This window comes from Oligoflexus sp. (genome assembly GCF_035638955.1).
In the GTDB taxonomy this organism is placed as follows: domain Bacteria; phylum Bdellovibrionota_B; class Oligoflexia; order Oligoflexales; family Oligoflexaceae; genus Oligoflexus.
In genome coordinates, this window is the sequence record NZ_DASQYZ010000019.1 from 1 (window position 1) to 16,057 (window position 16,057).

At 52.9% G+C, this 16,057-nt stretch carries 15 protein-coding genes; 9 read left to right on the top strand and 6 right to left on the bottom strand.

The annotated features are described in order from the left end of the window. Positions 1-46 precede the first annotated feature (46 nt). Positions 47-430 carry a zinc ribbon domain-containing protein gene (locus VE954_RS44055; protein ID WP_414698960.1) on the top strand — a complete coding sequence of 128 codons (384 nt, stop codon included), beginning with the start codon at positions 47-49 and terminating at the stop codon, positions 428-430. A 36-nt stretch (positions 431-466) separates the two neighbouring features. Here the strand turns inward: VE954_RS44055 and VE954_RS02165 are convergent, their stop codons facing one another. Beyond that, positions 467-1,693, bottom strand: coding sequence for a hypothetical protein (locus tag VE954_RS02165; RefSeq protein ID WP_324949187.1), 1,227 nt, complete (start codon positions 1,691-1,693; stop codon positions 467-469). Between the two features lie 46 nt (positions 1,694-1,739). Continuing rightward, positions 1,740-2,378, bottom strand: coding sequence for a plasmid pRiA4b ORF-3 family protein (locus VE954_RS02170; protein WP_324949189.1), 639 nt, complete (start codon positions 2,376-2,378; stop codon positions 1,740-1,742). A gap of 583 nt (positions 2,379-2,961) precedes the next feature. On the opposite strand from VE954_RS02170, the gene VE954_RS02175 reads away from it, so the two are divergent. Continuing rightward, positions 2,962-3,486: a hypothetical protein gene (locus VE954_RS02175; RefSeq protein WP_324949191.1), complete on the top strand. Its 525-nt coding sequence runs from the start codon at positions 2,962-2,964 to the stop codon at positions 3,484-3,486. A gap of 231 nt (positions 3,487-3,717) precedes the next feature. Here the strand turns inward: VE954_RS02175 and VE954_RS02180 are convergent, their stop codons facing one another. Beyond that, the gene (locus VE954_RS02180; RefSeq protein ID WP_324949193.1) at positions 3,718-4,032 is read right to left on the bottom strand and encodes a DUF2288 family protein; all 315 of its coding nucleotides are present in this window, start codon (positions 4,030-4,032) and stop codon (positions 3,718-3,720) included. Positions 4,033-4,189: 157 nt separating this feature from the next. Between VE954_RS02180 and VE954_RS02185 the strand changes: the two genes are divergently transcribed. Further along, positions 4,190-4,393: a hypothetical protein gene (locus tag VE954_RS02185; protein ID WP_324949195.1), complete on the top strand. Its 204-nt coding sequence runs from the start codon at positions 4,190-4,192 to the stop codon at positions 4,391-4,393. Between the two features lie 8 nt (positions 4,394-4,401). Here VE954_RS02185 and VE954_RS02190 read toward each other — a convergent pair whose 3' ends face one another. Together VE954_RS02190 and VE954_RS02195 are read right to left on the bottom strand one after the other, a co-directional pair. After that, entirely contained in the window at positions 4,402-4,626 is a 225-nt protein-coding gene (locus VE954_RS02190) for a hypothetical protein (RefSeq protein WP_324949197.1), read from the bottom strand. A 241-nt stretch (positions 4,627-4,867) separates the two neighbouring features. Continuing rightward, on the bottom strand, positions 4,868-5,722 hold the full coding sequence (locus VE954_RS02195) for an ABC transporter substrate-binding protein (RefSeq protein WP_324949199.1): 855 nt from the start codon (positions 5,720-5,722) through the stop codon (positions 4,868-4,870). Positions 5,723-5,935: 213 nt separating this feature from the next. Here VE954_RS02195 and VE954_RS02200 point away from each other — a divergent pair, with 213 nt between their 5' ends. The 4 genes from VE954_RS02200 (at position 5,936) to VE954_RS02215 (ending at position 11,040) form a co-directional block, all read left to right on the top strand. Then, entirely contained in the window at positions 5,936-6,556 is a 621-nt protein-coding gene (locus VE954_RS02200; protein ID WP_324949201.1) for a hypothetical protein, read from the top strand. A gap of 88 nt (positions 6,557-6,644) precedes the next feature. Then, complete coding sequence (gene alaS / locus VE954_RS02205) at positions 6,645-9,338, top strand: alanine--tRNA ligase (RefSeq protein WP_324949203.1); 2,694 nt, start codon at positions 6,645-6,647, stop codon at positions 9,336-9,338. Positions 9,339-9,341: 3 nt separating this feature from the next. Next, complete coding sequence (locus tag VE954_RS02210) at positions 9,342-10,109, top strand: exodeoxyribonuclease III (protein ID WP_324949205.1); 768 nt, start codon at positions 9,342-9,344, stop codon at positions 10,107-10,109. 10 nt (positions 10,110-10,119) lie between these two features. Beyond that, a complete protein-coding gene (locus VE954_RS02215) occupies positions 10,120-11,040 on the top strand; it encodes a LysR family transcriptional regulator (protein WP_324949207.1) in 921 nt (306 codons plus the stop codon). 42 nt (positions 11,041-11,082) lie between these two features. Here the strand turns inward: VE954_RS02215 and VE954_RS02220 are convergent, their stop codons facing one another. Continuing rightward, the gene (locus VE954_RS02220; RefSeq protein ID WP_324949209.1) at positions 11,083-12,867 is read right to left on the bottom strand and encodes a DUF885 domain-containing protein; all 1,785 of its coding nucleotides are present in this window, start codon (positions 12,865-12,867) and stop codon (positions 11,083-11,085) included. Between the two features lie 136 nt (positions 12,868-13,003). Here VE954_RS02220 and VE954_RS02225 point away from each other — a divergent pair, with 136 nt between their 5' ends. Together VE954_RS02225 and VE954_RS02230 are read left to right on the top strand one after the other, a co-directional pair. Continuing rightward, complete coding sequence (locus tag VE954_RS02225) at positions 13,004-13,612, top strand: hypothetical protein (protein ID WP_324949212.1); 609 nt, start codon at positions 13,004-13,006, stop codon at positions 13,610-13,612. Positions 13,613-13,903: 291 nt separating this feature from the next. Then, complete coding sequence (locus tag VE954_RS02230) at positions 13,904-16,000, top strand: S8 family peptidase (protein WP_324949214.1); 2,097 nt, start codon at positions 13,904-13,906, stop codon at positions 15,998-16,000. Positions 16,001-16,057: the final 57 nt, after the last annotated feature.

Consider the following 16,057-nt stretch of genomic DNA (forward strand, 5'->3'; position numbering starts at 1 on the left):
AGACTGGGACAAACGGGAGACACTTGCCGATACCGGCAGCGCCTTTGTGAATCGCAAAATCAATCGAGCTGTTCAAAATAATAATCCTCTACAAAAGCTCATCGACATACTGCACTACAAGGCTCAGCGCCTTGGCCAGAGGCTCCAAAAAGTCGATGAAAGAGGAACGACCAGAACCTGCTCCCAGTGTGATCGCAAGCTGAAGGACGGACTGAAACCAGAGATAAGGAAATTTTCATGCCCCGAATGCGGGTTTGAATTTCCGAGGGACCAACAAGCCTGTCTTAATTTACTGAAAAGATATGAATCAGCGGTGTGGCTCCGCCTTCCCGAGTTATACTCGGGTCGTAGCAGACGGTTGGCCCTCGGGCCATTCTCCTGCCAACTTCAAGAGTCCTGGAAGGATCTTCCAGGACTCATCGCATCTTAACTACAGGATGTTCGGGAATTTATTCCCGAGAGGATGTCACAGCTTTCTGGTATCCAGCACATCAAAGGAATCAAGCAGGCTGATTTCCGGAACCGTGGGCACGGCTTCCGGCTGCGGCCAGTTATGATCCAGGATCTTTTGCCAGCCGACATGCATCTTGAATGAAAAAACCATCCCATTGAGCAAGGTATTATCCGCGAGACCGTAACTCAAATAACCACGCTCGGTATCCTTGTGTAAAAATCCGCCCAGATCGATCGTGTTGCGGAGTTTGCCGAATAATTCCCGATCCCCAAATTCCTTGGCCGCCAGCATTCCAAATAGGGTGGCCAGGCGTGAAGGTCCCCCATAACGGGATTCGCGCACGACGGCGAAGGGACCGTATTCCCGAACAAAGAGATCCTTCCATTTGGGATAAATCTTCGCCTGGTATTCCTTATCGAAGGGCCTTAGCATGACCATCGTCCACGCATTGGTGTAACCGGACAGATAAGGAATCGTGATGTCGTGCGAAGGATGATAGGCCTCGTGATACAGTCCGGTTTCGGGATCGATCAAACGCTCCCGGATAAATTTCATGACGTCCTCGCCATAGTACTTCGCATAAGGCGTGCCATAGATTCGATCATAGATTTCGAGGCTCAAAAGACCAATGGCATTGCACTGCACGAAATAACGATCCGGCTCGCACACCACGCCGCGAAATTTGCCCTGCTTCGACTCTTCGATTTCTTCGACAATTTTTTGCGTCAGCCAGGTGAATTCACTCGCATAGCGGTCCGAGCCGGTCATGAGCTGGTAAAGGCCGTACATCAGGTTCAGGTGGCCCTTATACATGATGTTGTCTTTGCAGATGGGATCATCACCAAAACCGTAGCGTTGCCAGTCCTCCCAGACTTTCTTGGCCTTCATTTTGTGGATCATCACCGAGAGAAAATATTCTGCCAGAGGCTTGTCTTCGGGCTTGATGATGGCCATGGATGGCATGCTGTAGGCCAGGAAAGCGATGGCATATTTCCACATATCCTGCTGCGATTCGTCCCAGCCTTTAAATTGTTCACCGGTGGCCTCCAATTCCGTATAGAGATGCCGAATATAGTGCCACTGGCCCACTTCATCCTTCTGCAGCTTGCGGACACCAGGCTTTTCAAAATAGGCCCCAGTCTGCGGAAAACTGTGCATTCGAAAGGCAAGGGCCAAAACCAGGCCAAGACCAATCAAAACCAGTCCAGCCACCAGTTTCAGGAAACGTTTTGCCTTCATGCAGGGGGTCCTTTGTGCGAGGGTAGACTGCCGAATTTCGCACAATTTATCGCATATTTCCATCCAACATTTTTTTAATATGAGCGTTGGCCTGACGTAGATTGAACTGCTGTGGGTCAAAGCTCTGCGTCAGGCTCCTCAGGGCTTCGGCGTGCTGGGGATGCTGGGAATCCTGAAGGGCTTCGAGCAGTTCCTCATAACCAAGCGAACCCCCACAATCCTCGGGCGGGCCGTGTCGGGCGCCGTCTACACAAAGTGGCGCAAGGATATCGCGGGTTTTTTTCTGAACCTGCTCAATTTTGATTTTATGCATCCAGTTATCGCCCATATCATAGACATAGCGAAAACTCTTGATTTGCCGCTGGATGAGATCATAGAGATGGATCAAGCGACTATCGCCATCCTCGTCCTCGGCATTGAAATCAAAAGCCGATGGCCGTAAGGAATACACTTCACCCTGCTTGACGATAAAACTGTGCAGATGGTTGTTCTTCCAACCAAAGGCTCCCTGAATGGCCAGATGCAGTTCGTGCAGACTGATGGCATCGCTCACCTGGAGACGGCGCCATATCCGGGGTTCAATATCCGAAAGACTGATATGCAGAGTGACTTCCTGTTCCTCGCTGGGAACAAGTTTCAGCACGCAATCGCCTCGCTTTTTCTGCTTGTTCGGATCCCCTTGCATGAGCAGCCTCCCGATCGGTCATCATCGTGAATCTCTAATTTAACCAATCCTCGGCCTGAATTCTGCTGGAAAAACGTTTTGGAATCGTACGCTTAGGTCGCTTTATCATCTGAGTTTACAAAACTTCGCCGAAAAATACGTGTTCCATGGAGCTTCGCGACGGATGAGTGCATGGAATCGGGAATTTTCAGAGTATCGTGGTGCGCAATTTACGAAGTGCTGGCCCTGAGCTGCTCTGGGGACCTCAAGGTTGAAACCTCTTTCGCGGCATGTCGACAAACTTTTTGGTCGATCTTATGCTTCCACGTGTGCTACGCCGCAAACCAGAACTGTGTGCAGAATCTTTAAGCCTGCTGACCTTACTCCACGTCCCATCGCGGTAAGCCGCTCGCATGGTTATACCAGGCAGTAGGTCCTATGACTTAAAATTTCCTTTTGAAAATGCGGTCTACGACTTAAGTCCTATTTTTTTTCGCTCCCTTATGCCGATATAGGAAACCTGACCGCAAGCTCCAGTGATTCCAAGAATGTACAGGCTCAAGGCCCCGCCTGATGTCCAGACAGAAAACGACGAGGAATTTCGATGTCATATCATTCGACGAAGATCCGGCTCATGTGCAGAAAATTTTATGATGTGACCCTGAAGATCGGTGTCATGGCGCTTGTGCTTGGCTCGGGTGCGTGCTCGGATGACGAACCTGCAGCGTCGAGGGTCCTTCGCGATATGCAGGCTGGCCAGTCATCTCAAGCAGCAGTCTCTCAATTCAAGATTGCCTGGTCGGAACCCATCAAGTCGACAAAGTTCAACTTAGCGGCTAACAAGGATGTCGATGGCAAGACTTTGCAGCAAATTATCACAAGCCAGGTCTCCGGACGAGACGACGGATTGCTGTGTAGCAGCTGTCATAACAATATCGACAAACAGGGAGGCTATGGAGTCCCAGCAGGACGCAACACCGCAAGTCCCGGCCTCAAACCGAATGAGAAAGTCGGTCTCTATTCTTGGGATACTCCCGGCGGATGGGCTGAAAAATTCAGCACCAATGCCACCAAACCCGAAAACTTGAGAATAATGGTTGAGGCCTGGATGAACAATGGTTACAAGTGATTCATGCCACTTGTCACTTTGGGTCAGAAGTCATCAAGGCCAACTCTGGCAACAGGCCATCTGAAGGTTTAACAACCCGCCGATTTCCACAAGAAAAGTATTTTTTGCATAGGTTTACACCTCGAGATCTCATGGTCTTTATGCCTTCCGTTTTGATCGCGTGATGAAAAAAATCGATCCATTGGATTTGAACGTTGTCGATAAACCCGACGCTGATGCCGCAAGCCAGCGTCAGGTCTGGCGGTCGTTCTGAACTTGAATCAAGACAAATGGACTTATAACCAGCACATCAAAGTTTGCGTTCGTTGTCACCCAGGCCTGAACCTCTTCATCGTGCGGTTGTTCCAACCGTTTTTGGGTCATCGCCTCCTGGACCGCGGCCTTGTCATCCCGATGCAAGGCGAGGGCGGCATCGAGGATATCCCAAGGCGGACGGACGACATAGACCCGTCCAAAAGCAAAATGACGTACAAGAGCGGACCAAGGGGCGATGTCCACTTCGGCCGCAAGCTTGGGACGGAGTTCAAGTTCGGGGTTTTGGCTCATGGGTTGCTCCTGTTTGGACTTCACATGCGGACGGTAATTTGGCCCAAAAAAGTCCAAATGTCCACAAAACCAGGTCTTGCCTTTTTCCAGGCGCAGCCTTTGAATAAAGCCATGACCCTTGCCATGGCAAGGGTCATGGCCAGGAGGAGGACGTGCCTTGCTCAAAGTATGCAAAAATTGTGATCTGGAAAAAGATGAGCGCGAATTTTTTATCAGCCTGAAGACAGGGCGGCTTGAGGATTTTTGCAAATCCTGCAAGCGCGAATTAAAAAAATCAGAGAGTGCACAGTCGTGGGAGAAAACCAGAAAACGCAAGGAGCTTCCAGAAAAATTTCATCTGCGCGAGCAGCTGGATAGCTGACCTGGATTTTAGCGCCGGAAATGCTTCAAGGATATGACGTTGTCGGGTGTTTCGCGCCGCGATTGCTTGCGGTCGCCACCCACCAGACGTGAAAGGTGAAGTGTGCTGTCAAAGCCGCCCATATAAAGGGTTCCAGCACAGATTGCGCACGCTACCGAGTCGCTCCATACAGCACGAATGATGAGAACGAGTGCGAGCAGGCGCATGAGATCCTTGAAAACATTCATAGACAAAATCACTGGATCCTCGTCGAATCGATTTTAAAAGTTAGTATTTCTGTTTTATGGGCTTGATTATAACAGCTCCGCATAAACGTACCAGCTGTCTGCAAAATTTTTTTTTTAATTTGTTGGTCGCTTAACCGCAAACGTAGGGAATCTTTAAAAACCTTGCTGCCAGAGGCAGACAGATGGTGCTTCATTCTGAATTTTTAGCCGAGCGGCCAAGAGCGGGAAGCCGCTGCTCGGCTTTTGATCAAGGGCATTGCATGGTGCGTGCGTCGGCCAAAGTTCGCACCAGTTTTGTCACATGATGCGACACCGTATAGAGTTGTCGCTCGGGAATGACAACGACACGACCGGCTTGCACCGCCGCAAGTTTTTGCCAGGCGGGAGCTTTTTTCAGCTGCTTGTGAATGGTCTTCGCCTGGGCAGGATCACCAGCCACGATGATAAAATCGGGATTGAGCGTGGCCAAAACTTCCTGACTCAGCGGCGCCCAGCCTTTGAGCTTGAGGCGAGCCGCAAGATTGATCAGTCCGGCGTGAGCGGCTGCATCGTTGATGATGGTGTCGGCGCCAGGCACAGTATCGTAACCGGAATACTGAAGGAAGGTAGGATCGCCTTTTTTACAAGCTTGTTTGGGTTTGGCGTTGTGCAAGTCCCTTTGCATCTCCTGGACGAGGGCTTCGGCTTCCTTTTCAGTTCCGGTCACCCTGCCGATCAATCGAATGTTGTTCTGGATATCCATGAGGCTGCGAAAATTATCCTGCGTGATGATCGGAATTCCCGCGGCTTTCACCTGATGGCTGATCTCCTGGCGGTTGTAGCTGGCGACGATAACGAGATCGGGTTTCAAAGCCAGGAGCGCCTCGACACTGTCGCCGACCCGGCCTTTGATGGAAGAGGGGAGTTTATCCAAATGGCTGTAACTCTTGTTGTCAGAAAAGATGGAGACCGCGATCAGGCGATGCAGCTCCTGCCGTCGGCTGAGGATATCAAAGAGAATTTCATCCGTCCCCACCGTGGCCGAGGCAATGCGCTGCGGACTGGCAGCCAACCCGAGCCAGGATTTCGAAACGAGCAGGAGGACGAGGATAAAACGGAGCATGATCTTCCATCCCGATTGCGGTGGATCCGAAGCTGTCGCATGCTACTCCTCTTTGCGGTAACGAACAAGAATAGGCCGCACAGCCCGGGAGGCGCGTCGGAATAAGGTTTCTATCTGGGTATATTTGTTTGCTTATCCTGGTTTTCTTGAGTTTTTCCCTGGTCCAGCCGATAACAATACAGACACTTTGCACATACAATTGAAGGCTGGTCTATGCTCTTGCATGGTCGCGTTCTTATAGCGCTGATGCTTATCAGTTCTGGCTTGGGCTGTCGCGGCACCCAGCAGGACCGCTTCGCGCGCATGCAGGGCGAACTCCGCGAAACCTTTGAAGGCCCGGATCAGGACTGCCGCAAACCGCGCAATATTGACCCTCAACTCCAGGGCTATTTCGACGACTATGTGACCGATGCCCAAAGTCTGGGGCCGAATTATTATCCCCTGGGCCGTCTGGACGAGGTTCAGACCCTGGTCCTGGTGCCCCTCGGCGCCGGTGAATTGCAGAATGATACAATGCGCATGGGTTTGAACCGTCGGGTGGAATGCTATGACGGCCGGCGGGTGTTCAACATCTATATCGTGGATCCCGCTTCGACGCCGGAACGTCACCGCTTGCGAGGACGACATATGCTACGGCAAGTGGTATATCACGAGCTGGCTCATACCTATTTTGACCATTACAACGATGACCCCGAGGCCAGCTCCACCGATGTGGGAATCATGGCCGCCATCACCGACGACCGCGGCCTCAGTGACGACGAAATGGAACAGCGCAAATTTGAGCTGTTTTCCACGGAGTCCGATTACCTGAAGCACCTCCCGCCCCGCGATTGATCACAAGCTCATTCCAGATTACACTGTCCCTTTCTTCTCAGCGGCCAATCCCTATTGGCGGCGTAAGACATCCTTGTAGGTAAATCGTATGAAAGTAGCCGAAATTCGCTCCCGATTTCTGAAGTTCTTTGAAAACCACGGCCATACCGTTGTGGAAAGTTCCTCGCTGGTTCCCCATAACGACGCGACGCTACTCTTCACCAATGCCGGCATGGTTCAATTCAAGGACTGTTTTCTGGGCAAAGACAAACGTTCCTATACCCGTGCGGCCAGCGTGCAAAAATGCGTGCGCGCCGGCGGCAAGCATAACGATTTGGAAAACGTCGGCTATACAGCCCGTCACCACACGTTCTTTGAAATGCTGGGGAACTTTTCATTCGGCGATTATTTCAAGGTCGATGCCATTCGCTACGCCTGGGATTTTGTGACCAAGGAATTACAACTGCCGGTCGATAAACTTTATGTCACCGTTTTCAGAACGGATGACGAGGCTTCGGATATCTGGGAAAAACAGATCGGCATTCCCAAGAATCGGATCTTCCGTTTCGACGAGAAGGATAACTTCTGGTCGATGGGCGAAACGGGACCGTGCGGTCCTTGTACGGAAATGTTCGTCGATCGTGGCGAAGCCTACGGTTGCGGCAAGAGCACCTGTACGGTCGGCTGCGATTGTGATCGCTATATGGAATTCTGGAACCTTGTGTTCATGCAGTACAACCGCGATAGCGAAGGCACGCTGCATCCCCTGCCTAAACCTGCGGTCGACACCGGAATGGGTCTGGAGCGGGTGGCTTCGATTCTGCAAAAAACCGAAACCAATTACGAGATCGATACCTTCCTCTATATTCTGCAGAAGGTCGCGGCTCTGGTTGGCAAGACCTATGATCCCAAAGCGAAGGATAACTTCCCTTACCGCGTGATTGCGGATCATGCCCGCGCCACCACCTTTCTGATCACCGATGGTGTGATGCCGGCCAATGAAGGCCGCGGTTATGTGCTCCGCCGTATCATTCGTCGCGCTGTTCGTTATGGTAAAAAATTGGGTCTCGATAAGCCGTTCCTCTACAAGGCCTGCGGCTTCGTGATTGACCAGATGAGCGATGCTTATCCGGATATCAAAGAAAAAGCAGCCTTTATCGCTCGCGCTGTCCAGGCCGAAGAGGAACAATTCTTCAAAACTCTGGAGCGCGGTCTCGCCCTTCTCGATGAAGAGATGGCCAAGGCCAAATCGAGTGGCGTCCTCTCGGGCGAGGTGGCCTTTAAACTCTACGATACCTTTGGTTTCCCCGTGGACCTGACCCGCATCATCTGTGTGGAAAACGGTCTGACAGTGGATGAAGCGGCTTTTGAGAAAGCCATGGAAAAGCAAAAATCCCAGTCGCGCGCGCACTGGAAAGGCGGCGCGGGTGAATCGGCTGCGGATCATTACTATCAGGACATCGCCGAGGAACTGGCCGCACGCAACGTGCAGATCAAGTTTGTTGGTTATGATGCCATGCAGGCTCATGGCCGCTGCCTGGCCATTGTCCAAAAACACGGTCAGGAAAAAACCCGGCTGGAAACTGCAGCGATGGCTTCGCCTGAAGTGACGTTCGAAGCCGTCTTTGACGAAACCCCCTTCTATGCTGAAAGTGGTGGCCAGGCGGGTGACAAGGGTCGGATCAGCGGTCATGGTTTTGAAGGCGAAGTGATCGATGTGTTGAAGCCGGTGGAAGGCCTCGTGGTGGTCCATATCAAGCCGACCAAAGGCATGCTGACCATCGGCGAATCCTATCAGCAGGAAACCGATCAGCAGCTGCGGAATCTGACCGCGCGCAACCATACCGCGACGCATATTCTGCACTGGGCCCTGCGCAAGGTGCTCGGTACGCATGTGAAGCAGGCCGGCTCGCTGGTGACGAGTGACCTCTTGCGGTTCGACTTCAATCACTTCCAGGCTTTGACGGAAGAGGAGCTAACGGAAATCGAGCAGCTGATCAATGATCGCATTTTCAGCGAGCAGGTGGTCCGCAAGGATGAAATGGAAAAAGAGCAGGCCATTGCCGCCGGTGCCATCGCCTTCTTCGGTGAAAAATATGGCGACCGCGTGCGGGTCATTCGCGTCGGCGAGTTTTCAACGGAACTCTGCGGCGGCACGCACGTCAACAACACGGCCGAGATCAATCTGTTCGTGATCGCTCAGGAATCCTCGATCGCAGCCGGCGTCCGTCGTATTACGGCGTATACGTCGCAAAAAGCCTTTGAATACCTGAAGGCTCGCGAGCAGGAAAGCCGTGTGGTCCGCAACAAATTGAAAGCGGCCAGCCTTGAGGACGTCACGAGCAAAATCGACAAACTCCTGCAGAGCGAGCGCGATTTGAAAAAGCAGATCGAAAAACTGCGATCGCAATCCCTCGCCCAGCAGATCGATACCATTCTGGAAGAGTCCCCGCTGGTGCATGAAACCCGCGTGGTCACCTTCCTCTGTCCTGAAGATGATCAGGGCGTGAAAACCCTGCGCGATCTGAGCGATCAGATTCTGCAGAAAGCTCCGAATGCTGTTGTGGTACTAGGCATGAAGCAGGAAAACGCCCACAAGGCTTTCCTTCTCGTTGCCAAAGGCAAGCAGGTACCGACGGGATTCTCATCGCAGGAGCTCTTGCAAAAGCTCGCGCCTGAAATCAACGGCAAGGGCGGTGGCAAGGCGGATATGGCTCAGGCCGGTGGTGACAAGCTGGAAGGTCTTAAAGTGGCCCTAAACAAGGCTCGCGATCTGGCTCCTTCCATGCTTGGGAAGGGCTGATTGGTGACCAAGCTTATTTCGTGGAATGTGAATGGCCTGCGCGCGATTTTGAAAAAAGGATTCGTCGAGTTTTTCGAACAGGAAATGCCCGATATCCTTTGCCTGCAGGAAGTCAAAGCCACCCAGGATCAGATTGATGTCGATTTTCCGGGTTATGAGCTCTACTGGAATGCGGCCGAGAAAAAAGGCTATTCCGGAACGGCCATCTATACCCGTTTCAAACCACTGGATGTGAAGTATGGCCTGGGTCTGGATCATCATGACAAGGAAGGCCGCGTCATCACCCTGGAGTTTGACAAGGTCTTCGTCGTCACGGTTTATACGCCCAACTCCCAGGATGATCTGCGGCGCCTGCCTTATCGCACGACGCAGTGGGACTGTGATTTCCTGGCCTATGTGAAAAGCCTGGAACAGAAAAAACCGGTGATTTTCTGTGGCGATTTGAACGTCGCGCATAAGGAAATCGATCTGGCCAACCCCAAGACCAACACACGTTGTGCCGGCTTTACCATCGAGGAAAGAACCGGCTTTGACAATATCGTGGCCGCTGGGTTCGTGGATACGTTCCGGCACTTCAATCAGGAACCGAAGAATTACACCTGGTGGAGTTATCGGACCAATGCCCGGGCCCGTAATGTGGGTTGGAGAATCGACTATTTTTGTGTCTCCGCTGTCCTGCGGGAGCATCTGGTGGCCGCTGCCATTCATCCCGATGCGATGGGATCCGATCACTGTCCGGTCAGTATAATCGTCAAAGATCTGTTTGAATAAAGGACGTCCGGTGACACTCGATCAACTGCTCGTGCTCAGCAAAATTGCGGAAACAGGCAGTTTTCGAGCGGCAGCCGGTGCTCTGCATCGCGCTCAATCCGCCGTTTCCTATGCCATCAAAAATCTGGAAGATGAACTGGGTGTGGAACTCCTTTGTCGTGATCAGTATCGCCCGACGCTGACACCGGCAGGTGAAGCCGTCCTCCTGAAAGCCCAGCGCGTGCTGGCCGGTACGGATGAGATCCTCGAACTCTCACGACAGCTGAAAATGGGTGACGAGCCCTTTGTGAATCTGGCCATCAGTGCGATTGTGCCGATGGGCCCGGTGATCCCGGCTTTGAAAGAGGTGGGTCAACGCAAGCCACATTTGATACTGAATCTACGAATCGAGGTGCTTGCGGCTCAGATCAAGGTGCAGGATGATCAGGTCGATCTCGCTATTTCGGAACTCCTGCCGAATAAACCCGGATCGGAAGATCTGGAGAAACTCGCTCTGGGTCACGTGCGGCTGCTGCCTGTTTGTGCCCCTGGTCATAAGTTGGCTTTGGAAGACAAGCGCTTGATGGAAACCGATCTGCGGATGCATACCCAGGTGATTCTGCCGAGCACCGACGCGGCGACCAAGGATGTCCGCGCGGGGGTCATGGAAGGAGCGGGGACGTGGAGTGCCAGTGATTTTTCCAGCAAGCGCCACCTTCTTTTGGGTGGACTCGGCTGGGGCCTTATGCCGCTCAGCCTGGTCGACGAGGATCTTCAGACGGGACGCTTGATCGCGCTGGATACGGAGCACTATACGGATTTTTCCATACCGATTTATCTGATGCGCAAACGTAAAAAATTCCAGGGTCCGTGCAGCGAACTCATGTGGAGTATCCTCTCGGCCATCGATCTGAACAGCAAGAGCTGGATCGGTGACCGGGAGGAGGGTTAAGCACAGCAACGACTGAATAGGTGACCACGAGGGGAGTTGATATCAAATCCCAAACCGGGTCCGCAAAAGTTTCAGCGGTGGCGCTCCGGATGCCAGCAGCTGATCATGAAACTTTTTTTCCTCAAAGCCTGGCTGCTTTTCGGCGGCCTGACGCATGGCCGCAAACTGCTGGTAGCCATAAAAATAGGTGGTGAGCTGCACGCTGGAAAGCTGGACACGACGCCATTTGCCAGCTGCCTCGGCCCGCTCCTGATAGGTTTCATCCATCAAAAGTTTCATGGCCTCCACTTCGCTCATGTTTTGCGTGTGGACGCCATAGTCCAAAAGCGTATTGGCAATCGCGCGGGCGAGCAGTTTAAGCTGCACCATCTTGATGCGCTGGCCACCAAAGCCATGATTCGCCATCACCTCTTCACTATACATGGCCCAGCCTTCAGTATAAGGGCCGTTACCAAAAATCGCCCGGAGAGGATGCCTGGTTTTCACCGCATGCATGGCCTGCAGGCAGTGCCCCGGAACCGCTTCGTGCAGCATGAGTTCAATCAGCATGCTCTTATTGTATTCACGATAAAAGGAATCCCGTTCCGCAGCCGCCGGGGGCTCAATGGCCACGAAATTTTCAAACTTATCATCAAAGGGTCCCGACGATTGGCTATAGGCTCCAGCAAATCCGGCATTGAATGCAGGCATACGGATGACCTGGCACTTTTCATTGGGAACGGTCAGGATTTGCTTCTCGCGGATAAAAGCACTGGCCGCATCGATGGCCTGTTCCGCCTCGGTGAATAGCGTGGCATCCGTAGGCTGCTCCAGAGCCATGCGATCCAGCACCGCCCTGACCAGTTTACGTTGCTCCTTCGGATCCTGACTGACCTTGGCGGGTTTTCCCAGGAGCTCAGGACTGAGTTTGACCGCGACTGCATACATCCCGGCCAGGGTGCGATTCAAGGCCGCACGGGCGGACTGAGCCAGCGCATCAGGGTGAATGCTATCAACCAGATCATACTGTATCTTGCGGGCATAAAGCGTTTTCCCCAGGCGGAAATCACGATTGCTGCGTGGCAGGACATCCTTTTCCAAAAACGTTTTCAGATCCTGAATCGCAGCGCGTGCTGAAACCGCAGCTTGATTCAGTGCTTGAGCATGTTCAGGGGCCTTCTCCATCAAAGGCTTGATTCCTGTCTGGCAAAGTTCGAGAAGGCCGCTGGTCTGCAGGATTGCGGTCTGGGTATCGAGTTTGGAGGGATTTTCCAGGCGTTCCCTGGCAGCAGCCACCACCTTCGGCAATCCCTGCAAGCGTTGGATGAGGGCCTGGGCCCGACGGGAGGGTGTTCCATAATTCTGCGAGATCAGACTATCCAGACCCAAACTCAGAACACCGACATACGACATCGCCGAGTTGCGAAGCGGAGCGAGATTTTCCATTTCAAACAGACGACTGTTCACTTCATTGGTCAGGACCGCGGCGTCCACCTGGTTGTCGGGGCTGAGTTGCGTGACATCGACCTTTTGCAAAGCCTCCTGATACTTGTGATAAAAGGCTTCCACGCGCGCAGCGCCCGCCTTGCTGTAATCCCCCCACTCACCATCCCGGCTGTGATCACCCAGCGCACTGGCCACGACGGGGAACAGCTCCAGATACTCATCGATAAAAGCCTGGCTGAGTTTGGTAAAAGCCTGGTCCGCTGGTTTCTGATGCGTTTCGCTGGTGAGCTGTGGGCTCGCGGCCTTGGGAACTGATGTACACGCGGCCGGTCCAAAGGTCAGAAGGGCCAGGGTGATTGAAGCGCAATAGAGACGTGACATGATCTTGGGGCATTCATTCATGGGGCTCAGTTTCCTTGCACGGAGAGTCTTGTTTTCCTGTGACTACACGAGAGCACGGGTCCGAGCAAGGGAATTGCCAAAAACAGTCATCATGCCGCACAATAGGGTTGCTCCTTCAGCAAAAAAGGAAAACGGCATGCGCACCATTCTTTGCCTCCTGCTCGTCATCAGTTTTGGTTCTCTGCGTGCGGAAGAGAGTGCCCTGGGGCTTATGCTTGGTGCCAAAGCCGGAGTGTATCAAACCAGTGGCAACCTCTTCGCTGATAAGACTCTGCAGGGCGGTGGGATCACACTGAAGTTGATTCCGGACGACTTTGGCAAAGCGGGTGACTACGCGAGCTGGATAGGTGGTCTCGGCTGGATGCTCTCGCTTGATCTCGATAATCTGAGCGGCAGGTCCCACACCAAAGCCCACTACCCTTTTTCCGCCCACGAAGACATTCAAATGGCCTGGAACGTGGTCGCGGTTTATGCCTGCTCATTCACGCGGCACATCATGCAGTTGTGTTTAGGACTGCCGTTTTCGAATTCCCTCTATCTTGAACAGAATCTGGGTGGGGAGTCGTTCAACTCATTCTCCATGGGAAATAAAAATCCGCCGATTTTCTTGAACCTGATCAGCGCGCATAAACCCTATAATTTCGGGGCTCAATGGAGCACGAGTTATTGGAATCCAACCTTTGCTGGTGTCCGCACGCATTTCAATCTGATTCAGGCGCAACTCTTCGCAGGCTATGTTTTTTAGGGGTTTTTTGCACAAATACCAATTTCGCAGGTGCTTATGAAAACACAATATTAGGATACACAAGTGTAAGAATTCTGCGAAAAATCCTTAAAATTTCTAAACGCTGCGGATCAGACCGGCGCTTTACAGAGACAGGTTTATCACTCTATAATCGAAATTACAGCAACCACACAAATGAATGCGGATTCCTTTTCGGAAACGCCAGTTGCATCCATCCTGCTGTTAAAATCCGGGCAGTGGTGTCGCACTTCGCGGCATTTGGCATATCCATTTTTTTCACAAAGGACAGACATGAAGTCTCGCTCGACAAGGGCTTTGCAGCCCCTTTGGGTCATGATTGCTATCCTGGGTTGTGCAAAGGCGCCACAGAAACTGAAGCTCGATTATCCGCACAAGGATAACGAACTGATTCTGACCATGCGTGCTGGCGAAACGCTGAATGCCGACGCTCTGCTTCGCTCGTACTCATCTGCGAAAATCGAAGTTTTGAATGAACGTTCCGTGGTCCTGCGTTTCCCTGAAGGTGAAACCGTGGATCTGGAAGCGATCGCGCAGGATATGGCAGCCGATCGCCGCGTGCAGGCTGTGGAAGCGAACCTGATCTACCGCCTCGATGAGAGAATTCCCAATGATCCTGATTTCAGCAAGCTCTATGGTTTGCGCAATGAAGGGGGAGCAGGCGGCGTCGCGGGCGCCGATCTTGGTATGACCAAAGCCTGGGATTACACCACCGGCAGCGCTTCGGTGTTGATCGGTATCATCGATAGCGGGACCGATTATACGCACCCGGATCTGACCGACAACATCTGGAAAAACCCCGGTGAAACCGGTGTTGATAGCACGGGCCAGGACCGCAGCACCAATGGCCGTGATGATGATGGCAACGGCTATGTTGATGACTGGCACGGCTGGGACTTCTTTAACAATGATAATAATCCAATGGACGACAACAGCCACGGCACGCATGTCGCGGGGACTATCGGTGGCCGTGGCAACAACAGCCGCGGCGTGGTCGGCGTGAACTGGCAAGTGTCCATGGTGCCGATCAAGGTCTTTTCGGGAACCGGTGAGAGTTCCGCGGATGTCCTGATCAAGGGGATCGATTATGCGACAGCGCTTGGCGTTGTGGCGACCAACAATAGCTGGGGCGGCGGTGCGTTTTCCGACGCAATGGTAGCTGCCATTGAGCGGGCCAAGACAAAAGGTATTCTGTTTATTGCTGCGTCAGGCAACAACGGCAGCAACAATGATGCCGTCGCACATTATCCTTCCAGCTACGACCTGCCTAACATTATTGCGGTGGCCGCCACCGATCGCAAGGATGCGCTCGCCAGCTTCTCGAACTACGGTGTGAAATCCGTTCATGTGGCTGCTCCTGGCAATGACATCTGGTCGACCGTGCCGAACGGCAGTTATGGGCTTAAGAGTGGGACGTCGATGGCAACGCCGCACGTGACCGGCCTGGTCGCGCTTTTGAAGGCCCGCTATCCGCAACTGAAAGCTCAGGCACTTAAGAATCGAATCATTGGATCCACGCAGCTCGTGCCACAGATTCAAACCACAGTCAAATTCGGTCGCATCAGTGCCGCCAGCGCCTTGGAAGATGATACCGTCGCACCCGCTGCGGTTCAGGACATCAGCATTCTGGAAACCGGCATCAAGGATCTGCGTTTGACCTGGAAGGAAGCCGGTGATGACGGTGATGTGGGTCAGGCCAGTCGCTACCAGGTTCGCATGGCTGCCGAACCCATCCTGGATGACAACGCCTGGGATGCTGCCACATCCATCGTGGTTTCCGAAATCGTGCAAAACGAGGGAATGGTCACGGGTCGCATCACGGGCCTGGACTACAATCAGACGGCTTACATTGCAGTTCGCGCTCTGGATAACGTGGGCAATATGAGCGCCACCTCGGGCAGCACAAGCTTCACGCTGAAGCCGGTCCGTGTGCTCCTGACTGACGATGCCGCGAACAATGCCAACTGGCTGCGCCTGGATGCACCCTGGAGCTTCATGGTGCAGAATGCAGTCAGCTACCTCATGGACAGTGCGGTGGGTTCCTATCAAAACAACGTCAACGTTTCCGCAGAAACAGTGGATTTTACCTTCAATGACAGTGATTTGATCCTGGACGTTAAGACCCGTCATCAGCTCGAAGCCGGCTATGATTTCGGCTATATCGAACTGAGCAAGGATCAGGGCCAGACCTGGATCGAGCTGAAAAAACTGTCCGGTCCCAGCGACTGGACGACGATGTCGATCAGTTTGAAGGATGCTCTCAATGGTGCAAGCGTCTTCCGCATTCGTTTCAGGCTGAAGACTGATTATTCCATCACATACGACGGTTGGGATATCGATAGCTTCCAAGTTGTGGGGCGTCAGCTCTAACGAACCGGCTCATGCTACAATGGGGGAAGCATCCTGGATGCCTCCCCCATTTTTTAT

What these genes read in the sequence shown, in the direction of transcription:
- VE954_RS02230 (WP_324949214.1), top strand. Translation starts at nt 13,904, where the DNA reads ATGAAGTCTCGCTCGACAAGGGCTTTGCAGCCCCTTTGGGTCATGATT.
- VE954_RS02180 (WP_324949193.1), bottom strand. Translation starts at nt 4,032, where the DNA reads ATGAGCCAAAACCCCGAACTTGAACTCCGTCCCAAGCTTGCGGCCGAA.
- VE954_RS02170 (WP_324949189.1), bottom strand. Translation starts at nt 2,378, where the DNA reads ATGCAAGGGGATCCGAACAAGCAGAAAAAGCGAGGCGATTGCGTGCTG.
- VE954_RS02225 (WP_324949212.1), top strand. Translation starts at nt 13,004, where the DNA reads ATGCGCACCATTCTTTGCCTCCTGCTCGTCATCAGTTTTGGTTCTCTG.
- VE954_RS02200 (WP_324949201.1), top strand. Translation starts at nt 5,936, where the DNA reads ATGCTCTTGCATGGTCGCGTTCTTATAGCGCTGATGCTTATCAGTTCT.
- alaS (WP_324949203.1), top strand. Translation starts at nt 6,645, where the DNA reads ATGAAAGTAGCCGAAATTCGCTCCCGATTTCTGAAGTTCTTTGAAAAC.
- VE954_RS02220 (WP_324949209.1), bottom strand. Translation starts at nt 12,867, where the DNA reads ATGAATGAATGCCCCAAGATCATGTCACGTCTCTATTGCGCTTCAATC.
- VE954_RS02165 (WP_324949187.1), bottom strand. Translation starts at nt 1,693, where the DNA reads ATGAAGGCAAAACGTTTCCTGAAACTGGTGGCTGGACTGGTTTTGATT.
- VE954_RS02195 (WP_324949199.1), bottom strand. Translation starts at nt 5,722, where the DNA reads ATGCTCCGTTTTATCCTCGTCCTCCTGCTCGTTTCGAAATCCTGGCTC.
- VE954_RS02175 (WP_324949191.1), top strand. Translation starts at nt 2,962, where the DNA reads ATGTCATATCATTCGACGAAGATCCGGCTCATGTGCAGAAAATTTTAT.